The sequence below is a fragment of the Adhaeribacter sp. genome, from assembly GCF_057359045.1.
In genome coordinates this window covers 1-6,423 of the sequence record NZ_JBMQUD010000069.1, presented here as the reverse complement: position 1 = coordinate 6,423, position 6,423 = coordinate 1, and the positions used below count along the sequence as shown (strand labels likewise).

At 43.9% G+C, this 6,423-nt stretch carries 8 protein-coding genes and 1 tRNA gene; 2 read left to right on the top strand and 7 right to left on the bottom strand.

Features of this window, described 5'->3' with window-relative positions; all coding sequences use genetic code 11:
• The 6 genes from ACO1R6_RS11420 to ACO1R6_RS11395 form a co-directional block, all read right to left on the bottom strand.
• On the bottom strand, positions 1–617 hold a 617-nt coding region (locus tag ACO1R6_RS11420), incomplete at its 3' end, for a type I restriction-modification system subunit M N-terminal domain-containing protein (protein WP_486264853.1).
• Positions 618–1,040: 423 nt separating this feature from the next.
• Positions 1,041–1,433: a GxxExxY protein gene (locus tag ACO1R6_RS11415; protein ID WP_486264851.1), complete on the bottom strand. Its 393-nt coding sequence runs from the start codon at positions 1,431–1,433 to the stop codon at positions 1,041–1,043.
• Between the two features lie 140 nt (positions 1,434–1,573).
• Positions 1,574–2,023: a hypothetical protein gene (locus ACO1R6_RS11410; RefSeq protein WP_486264849.1), complete on the bottom strand. Its 450-nt coding sequence runs from the start codon at positions 2,021–2,023 to the stop codon at positions 1,574–1,576.
• Between the two features lie 381 nt (positions 2,024–2,404).
• Positions 2,405–2,489, bottom strand: a tRNA-Ser gene (locus ACO1R6_RS11405).
• Positions 2,490–2,623: 134 nt separating this feature from the next.
• The gene (locus tag ACO1R6_RS11400) at positions 2,624–3,547 is read right to left on the bottom strand and encodes a YihY/virulence factor BrkB family protein (protein WP_486264847.1); all 924 of its coding nucleotides are present in this window, start codon (positions 3,545–3,547) and stop codon (positions 2,624–2,626) included.
• Positions 3,547–3,957, bottom strand: a complete 411-nt coding sequence (locus tag ACO1R6_RS11395) for an acyl-CoA thioesterase (protein ID WP_486264845.1) — start codon at positions 3,955–3,957, stop codon at positions 3,547–3,549. The genes ACO1R6_RS11400 and ACO1R6_RS11395 overlap by 1 nt, the downstream gene beginning before the upstream one ends.
• 51 nt (positions 3,958–4,008) lie before the next feature.
• Between ACO1R6_RS11395 and ACO1R6_RS11390 the strand changes: the two genes are divergently transcribed.
• Positions 4,009–4,215: a hypothetical protein gene (locus ACO1R6_RS11390; RefSeq protein WP_486264843.1), complete on the top strand. Its 207-nt coding sequence runs from the start codon at positions 4,009–4,011 to the stop codon at positions 4,213–4,215.
• A gap of 87 nt (positions 4,216–4,302) precedes the next feature.
• Here ACO1R6_RS11390 and mltG read toward each other — a convergent pair whose 3' ends face one another.
• Positions 4,303–5,370 carry an endolytic transglycosylase MltG gene (gene mltG, locus ACO1R6_RS11385; RefSeq protein ID WP_486264841.1) on the bottom strand — a complete coding sequence of 356 codons (1,068 nt, stop codon included), beginning with the start codon at positions 5,368–5,370 and terminating at the stop codon, positions 4,303–4,305.
• A gap of 238 nt (positions 5,371–5,608) precedes the next feature.
• On the opposite strand from mltG, the gene ACO1R6_RS11380 reads away from it, so the two are divergent.
• Complete coding sequence (locus ACO1R6_RS11380; RefSeq protein WP_486264839.1) at positions 5,609–6,241, top strand: L-threonylcarbamoyladenylate synthase; 633 nt, start codon at positions 5,609–5,611, stop codon at positions 6,239–6,241.
• The last annotated feature ends 182 nt before the right edge of the window (positions 6,242–6,423 follow it).

Genomic DNA, 6,423 nt, shown 5'->3' with positions numbered 1-6,423 from the left:
CCCGGCGTAAAAAACTGCCCGGCACCGGAGCCTTCGGCCATGGCAAATTTACCGATGTAATATTCGTACACCCGGCCGTAAATATCGCTTTCGGGATTGTTTACTTCCGAGAACTTGTCCTGCGAAAACAAATTTATTAAGCCCGCTACCTGGGTAGGCGTTAACTGGCTTTTTACAAAAATAGGCTCCAGCACGCCGGCGTAATCGGGGTTGCGGGCGCTCAGGATGTCGTTTATGGCTACAAAGGCTTTATCAACCTTTACTTTTATATCATCCTGTTCGGCGTTTTCGCGCAGGTAGGTCCAGGTGGCTTCCTGGGGCAGGCGGTACACGTTTTTTACCTGGTATTCCAGTTCATCGTCCAGCACGTAGCTTTGCTCTTTGGCGTCTATGTTGTAGTAGTCGCTTTCGGGGTCCTGGAAAGCAGTTTGCAATTCCAGTTTCCGGATTTCGTAGCGCTCGGATAAATGCTTCAGGAACAGCAGGGAAAGCACGTAATCTTTATATTGGTTTTCGGCTACGGCGCCGCGCAGTTCGTTGGCTACATCCCAGAGTTCTTTTTCAAAATCTATATCGGTTTTGGGTTTGGAATTAGTAGCGGTATTCTTTTTGGCCATGTAGTAATTTAGTCTGGTGTTTTATCAGGTTCTTAAGGTAAGTAAAATTTACCTTTCGGTGGCAGTATCCGCCAGAAAAAAAGAACAGCCGGGTGCCCGTAGCACCGGTCCTTTTTAAAAAGTTTCTGGTTGACCAAAACCAAATATAAACAATTGGCAAGAGCTGAAAATACCTAAAAACAGGTATTCTTACCGGAGCGGATAACTACTGGTCTGAATTGGGATTTTTTGGATTTAAGGATTATGGGATTCAGGAATTGAAAAGAATTTTTTTCATCAGGATTGAAATATTTTGGATGTAAGGACTAAGGGAGTTTCTTTCGAATCCTAAAATCCCTTAATCTAACCAATCCTAATTCTGATATAAGGGATGAGGAGAGTTTCTGTTGAATCCTTTAATCCGCTAATCCCACAAATCCCAATTCAGACATTTTTATTTAGCGGGTGGCGAAGCCTTTTTACTTCCAGGCTTTTTGTTCCGAAGTTCAACAACAAGCCCAAGTCCAGTTTATAGGCTACCAGGTAGTTTAACCCCTGAGCCAGGTGCACATCTTCCAGTTTAACCAGCGCTTTTAGTTCTACCAATACTTTGTTTTCTACCAGAAAATCAACCCTTCGGCTGCCTATGTTTATGTTGTCGTAATAAATAGGTATTTCGAGTTCCCGCGCAAAGTTTAATTTTGCCTTTCCCATTTCAAGGGCCAGGGCTCTTTGGTAAATAACTTCCTGAAAGCCATTACCCAGCGTAGCATGTACCTTCATGGCGCAGCCAATAATACGGTAAGTGAGGTCGTCTTCGATTTTTTCTTTGTCCATTGGCGGTTGTCAGAATTTGGATTTACTAGATTCTGGGATTGATGGATTAAAAAAGAAAATCCAAAAATCCCAAAATCTGACAAATCCCAATTCAGATATTTAAGATTTTCCAGGCTACGTTTTAAACTGGTTCTTTGTACTTACTTCTTCAAAACTTCGGTATATACCGCCCGCTCGGCTGATTTTTGGGTTGAGCCTTCTTTGTAATAAACATCATCCAGGTCTCTTTGCCAGACCAGGCGGGTGGGCGTAACAGCGATTAGGGTATATGTAGTTGTGGTGCCGGGTAACTGCAACACCACCTTCTTTTCTTCGGCTTCTGTTACCACCGCATACGTGCCCTGCACGGTGGTGCCATCCGGATAGTTCACCCTTACCCGGGTACCGTCGAAACTATAAACGTTACCGCTGGCCGGGGTAATTTCCCGCTCGTGTACCAAATGGCTATCTACAATGTATTGTACCTGAATTTGCGCACTCTGCCAGGTGCCTTTTAGCTGGTCGTTCAGTTGGCCAGGAGCATCTTGCTGCGCCGGGTAACTAAAACTTACTAACCAAAACAGGAACGGAATATAAATAAGGGTTTTCATGGCTTGGCAACAACGTAAGACTTTTGGTTTAGAATATCAATGGCTAAGTTATCCGCTAACCAGGCGGCAACGTTTTGGCTACCCATAGCTGCTTTAAATTGGGTTAGAGCTGTTTTCTTTGGGCCCATGGGCGGTTTATGGTGGTGGCGTACAGGGTTGTATAAATGAATTAAAAACCGGTGGCTTTTATAGCCGAGCCTTAAAATCTTTTATACGCTTAAATACAATAATAGCGCCAGAACCGGCCGGGTAAAAGCGGACTGGTTTACTTTATTGCTCAAGGCTCCTACCGTAAAATTAAAACACCTTTGAGATCAAAAGAAAGGGTTATAAAAAGACAAAGCCTTGCAAGTATTCCTTGCAAGGCTTTTGTTTTCTGAGCAGAGAGAGAGGGATTCGAACCCCCGGACCTGTTACAGTCAACGGTTTTCAAGACCGCCGCAATCGACCACTCTGCCATCTCTCTAACTGGGAACAAAAGTATAGGTTTGCTCTATATTTTCAAAATCTAACGCAATATTTTTTTCCAGATTTTACTATTTTTTTTCGGCTCCTATAGCCGTTAAACCCCTTTTTACCCAAGTAAAAAGCATTAAAAGATTAACGTTCAAGGCGTTTGGTTACGGTATCGATGCTAATATTTATTTCGAAACCCAGGATTAAAATCATGGAAACAAAGTCGAGCCAAATCATTAAACCTACCAACGCCCCGATGGAACCGTAAAAATGGTTGTAGGTATTAAAAATATTCACGTACAACGAAAACAGCCAAGACACCAAAAAGATGAGTACGGTAGCCACTATCGCCCCTGCCGAAAAAAACGGCCATTTATCGTGAATGGCGGGCACGTAGTAATAAATAGAGCAAGTAGCCACCAAAAACAAAAATATTACGGCAATGTATTTAAGCAGCACAATTAAAGAATAGGTGAAGCGCTCGGTTACCACTTCGTAAAAAACCAGTACATCTAAAATATAGGTACCAAAGAAAATAGCGGCAATGGCCGTAATTAAAATAAACGATAAGGCAAACGTGAGCAAAGTGGCAATAAAACGCTTGCGCAAGTAAGACCGCCGCCGGAAGGTTTTATACTTTTTATCGAAAGCATCCATTAAAGACATAATGCCGTTGGTAGATAAAACCAGCGCAAACAAAAAGTTGATGGACAACAAACCGCCGCGCGGAATATTTACAATGTCGTTGATGGTGCCGGCCGTGGCGGCGTACATTTCGCGCGGCATAAAATCCTGCAAAAAGTTAAGAATGCTTACGTTCAGGTCAGGAATGGGAATGTACGGGATAAGCGTAAACAGGAAAATAATTGTCGGGAACATAGACAGGGTAAAGTTAAATGCCATGTAAGATGCCCGCTTGGTAATCGAATCCAGCTTCAGCTCCCGGATAAGTACATCTACCACATCGTAGATAGTAACCTGCCCGTTGTTAAAGCTGAGCTTCTTCAGGAACAAGATAAATTTCCGGTACGACCGCCGGTTTTTAACGTACTTGCCGGTAAACCCCATTAATTATAGTAACTATCCAGTTTGTTTAAAATATTTTTGGGCAACGGGATGGGCCGGCCCGATTTTACATCTACAAAAACCAGGGTGGTACTGCCAATGGTTAATAATTCCTGGGCTTCGTTTAGCACTTCGTACTCAAATACTATACGGGTACCGGCCGGTTTGTTTTTAACCATTACTTTAATGGTCAGGTAATCGTCGTAACGGGCCGGCCGAATGTATTTGGTATACATTTCGAGCACCGGCATAATAATACCTTCTTCTTCCATGGCTTTGTAACTGATGCCCAACTGCCGGAAAGCCTCGGTGCGGGCAACCTCAAAGTAAGCCGCAAAATTGCCGTAATACACGTAACCCATTTGGTCGGTTTCGGAATACCGTACCCGTATCTGTACTGCTGAACTAAACACTTATTTTAAATTAAAAATTAGAATTATGAATTAAAATAAAAGCTTCTTGATGTGCACGTTAAAACTTGTGCTTCCGAAACTTATTTCCTGTTTTTGCCAAAGGTATCAATTGCCGCCATGGGTGGTATTATTACCATAGCCATGCAGGTAAAGAAATATTTTAGAATCATTCACGTCTGCTTGCGCCAGCTTGTAGCTGGTGTTTACCGCAAAAAGAAGATTTTAATATCCGGCCAGTTAAAAACTGGCCTTTATTAGTAGGCACCAGTAACGCTTCGCTAAACTTGCGCCAGATTGTGTCCTATAAATAGTAATCACTAACTACTAACCACTAACTACTAACTACTACTTCATAATATTCCGTTTGGTAAGGGCGGCCTGGTAGCGACGGGCATTTTGCAGGTGCTCCGTTTCGTTGCGGGCAAAACTGTGGTATCCCGAAAAATCTTCTTTCGCGCAGAAATAAATGTAATCGTGCATTTCGGGGTTTAAGACGGCATCGATGGAAGTAATAGAAGGCAGATTAATGGGGCCCGGCGGCAAGCCTTTGTATTTATAGGTGTTATACGGCGAATCGGTGCGCAGATGCACGTTTAGTACCCGCCGAATGGTAAAATCTCCTACTGCGTACACCACCGTGGGGTCGGCCTGCAGGGGCATTCCTTTTTCCAGGCGGTTCAGGTAAACGCCGGCAATGCGGGGCCGCTCGTCGGGGTGCTGGCCTTGCTCGGCCTGCACAATAGAGGCCAGCGTAGAAACCTGGGTACGGGTTAAGCCCAAGGCTTTGGCTTTTTCCTGGCGCATGGGGGTCCAGAAAGTTTCGTACTCTTTTTTCATGCGTTTTACCAGGTCTTCGGCTTTGGTGTTCCAGTACAGTTCGTAGGTGTTTGGGATAAACATGGTTAGTACGGTTGTGGTATCGAAGCCCAGTTGCCGGACGTAAGCCTCATTGGAGAGCAAAGAATCGAGTTGCTTTTGGGTAGCAATTAAATCCTGGCTTAATTTTTTGGTGAGGTCTTTTTTTACCCGGATGTTTGTAAACGTTAATTTTACCGGCGATTGGCGGCCGGCCCGCAAATCGGAAATTAACTGGCGGTTGGTATAGCCGTTTTTTAACTCGTAATGTCCGGCTTTTATCAGTTCCGGATAGTCCATAAGTTTGGCCATAAACCGGAACGATAGTTTATCGATAATCACCTTTTCCTGGTCAATCGAGTCCATTACCTGTTCAAAAGAAGCCCCTTCCGGAATCCGGATGTAGGCGCGCTGGCCTTTGGTATCGACGTTGGGCGTATACACAATCTGATAAGCGTAGTAAGAAAAGCTCACAAATAATAAACCGGCCACAGCCACAATGGTCAGGAAAGTACTATTCGATTTTTTTTTCCTTTTTTTAGGGGGAGTTGTTGTCATGGTACAAAATTACTAATAAACTGTTTTTGCCACCGTTTTGGCCTTAAATATTTTAGCCTGTTTCTAACCCGACCGGCTAAACCATATATTAAGCCCGCAAAATACCAAACTGCTCGTTACCTTTGGCATTAGGTACGGGTTAGAAACGAACCCGCCCGTTTTAAATTTTACAAAATGCCGGCTTATGTAAACCAAAAGCGGGGGTTGGCAGTAAATTTAAATTGTTTACCCAAAAATTATGAGCAACGCCGTATTTCTTAAAATTCACCCGGAAAACCCACCCTTAAACCGGATATTACAGGCCGTAGAAATTTTGCGTAAAGGCGGTTTGGTTATTTACCCCACCGATACTATTTACGGGATGGGCTGCGACCTGCACAACCAGCGGGCCGTAGAGCGTTTATGCCAGTTAAAAGGCATTAAACCCGATAAAGCCAATTTGTCATTTATTTGCAGCGACCTGACGCATATTTCGGATTACGCCCGGTCTATCTCTACCCAAACGTATAAGATAATGCGCAAAGCCTTGCCGGGGCCTTTTACGTTTATTTTGGAAGCCAGCAGCAAAGTGCCCAAACTCGCGGGTGCAAAGAAAAAAACGGTCGGCATCCGGGTACCCGATCACCAGATTCCGTTAACCCTGGTAAAAGAGCTGGGCAACCCCATTATAAGCACCTCTATCCGGGACGAAGACGAAATTATTGAGTATAGCACCGACCCCGAACTGATTTTCGAAAAATACAAAGGCCTGGTAGATTTGGTGATTGATGGAGGCTACGGTAAAAATATTCCTTCTACGGTAGTTGATTGTCAGGATGGTTTATGCGAAGTATTGCGGCAAGGCGCCGGCGACATTGAAGCTTATGTTTAACCCATCTATAGGTTTAATATTTAATTCGCCGGATTTCTGACGAAGACTTTGCTTGCTTAAAAATGAGCCATTCAGTTGCCACGGTATAATTACTGTCGCCATTAGCCTAGTTAAACAGATTATTATTTCTACTTAATGGCTGCTATCGCCGGCGTCCTGCCGGTGATTACTTCTGCCGGCCT

Coding starts and splice junctions, on each gene's coding strand:
- ACO1R6_RS11410 (WP_486264849.1), bottom strand. CDS start 2,023: ATGAAAACCCTTATTTATATTCCGTTCCTGTTTTGGTTAGTAAGTTTT.
- ACO1R6_RS11400 (WP_486264847.1), bottom strand. CDS start 3,547: ATGGGGTTTACCGGCAAGTACGTTAAAAACCGGCGGTCGTACCGGAAA.
- ACO1R6_RS11380 (WP_486264839.1), top strand. CDS start 5,609: ATGAGCAACGCCGTATTTCTTAAAATTCACCCGGAAAACCCACCCTTA.
- ACO1R6_RS11415 (WP_486264851.1), bottom strand. CDS start 1,433: ATGGACAAAGAAAAAATCGAAGACGACCTCACTTACCGTATTATTGGC.
- mltG (WP_486264841.1), bottom strand. CDS start 5,370: ATGACAACAACTCCCCCTAAAAAAAGGAAAAAAAAATCGAATAGTACT.